General features: G+C 51.2%; 1 protein-coding gene. It reads right to left on the minus strand.

Annotated features, from left to right (window positions below; genetic code table 11):
• On the minus strand, nt 1-504 hold a 504-nt coding region (locus R7P74_RS29765; RefSeq protein WP_318124349.1), incomplete at both ends, for a DUF3612 domain-containing protein.

The raw sequence follows: 504 nt of genomic DNA on the forward strand, positions 1-504 counted from the left end.
TTCGCAGCAATAAATGCGTGGCTCGTCACCCACATTCAAAATCGAGATTTGCGCAGAGCTCGTATCTAAAGGTTGGGATAGGCGTCTGAATACCGCCCAGTGTTGGCATGGGTCATTCACTTTGCGCATGTTGCCCCAAGGGAGTGGGATGCCATTCCCTCGATACACAGCTTTAAGCTTGCCCGGCCCGTACGCGTCGAAATAGTGCCAATGGGGATATGGTGACACAACGGTCATGCGGCGCATCGCAACCGATGGTGAAACGCCTGCTTTTTTATGAACATCAATTTCGTAACCGGAGCGGTCAAGCAACTGACGAAATGGTACTTTAGGGCAAAGCAGAGCTCCTGCAAAAAAGCTGGACTCAAAGTCTCGCCAAGCTTGCAGAATGTCTTGCGAATTTAGCTCAGAGTTCGACACGGGGCTGTCCATTTGTTCCCAGTTATTCTGATGTCCGATGGAGAGCACGTTATTCATCGCGTCGCTGCTGTGCAATACGCGGTG

This window comes from Vibrio sp. 2033 (assembly GCF_033339735.1).